The 525-nt window shown below is 37.1% G+C and carries 1 protein-coding gene; it reads left to right on the top strand.

What is annotated here, in order from left to right; all coding sequences use genetic code 11:
• Positions 1-190: 190 nt before the first annotated feature.
• The coding region (locus ACTIE0_RS24975; protein ID WP_439517089.1) for a Uma2 family endonuclease at positions 191-525 on the top strand (335 nt) is incomplete at its 3' end.

The following is a 525-nucleotide window of genomic DNA, read 5'->3' as shown; positions in this document are numbered from 1 at the left end:
TTGGATAGTTGACCCCCAAACTCAAACCATCCTAGTTTTAGAAATCACCGAAACTGGCTACACAGAAATCGGAGTTTGTGCGGGAGATAATTTAATCATATCACCCCAATTTAGACAGCTTGATTTAACAGCATATCAAGTGTTTAATCCCGGTTCTTAATTAACCCTATTAGTTAAAGGAGTTCATCTTATGCTAGAAGCCAAACCCAGATTTCAAAGTTTTGATGAATATTTATCTTATCATGATGCTTCCGAAAAACTCTATGAATTATTCAACGGAGAACTCATAGAAATGCCTCCAGAATCAGGTTTAAATATTGAAATAGCCACATTTTTACTAATTCAATTTGCTGCTATTGTCGGCTATCGTCGCGTCCGAGGTCAAGGATTAGAATTAGAAGTGAGAGGTGAACCCAAAAATCGTTATCCAGATTTAACCATTATTCGACCAGAACATATTGAGCAACTCTCCCAACGTAATACCATTCGCCTGTCGATGTTACCACCTTTATTAGTCATAGAAGT

The sequence above is a fragment of the Limnospira sp. genome (genome assembly GCF_051859755.1).
GTDB lineage: Bacteria > Cyanobacteriota > Cyanobacteriia > Cyanobacteriales > Microcoleaceae > Limnospira > Limnospira fusiformis.
Note: the sequence above shows the minus strand (reverse complement) of the source record. Positions and strands in the feature narration are given on the sequence as shown.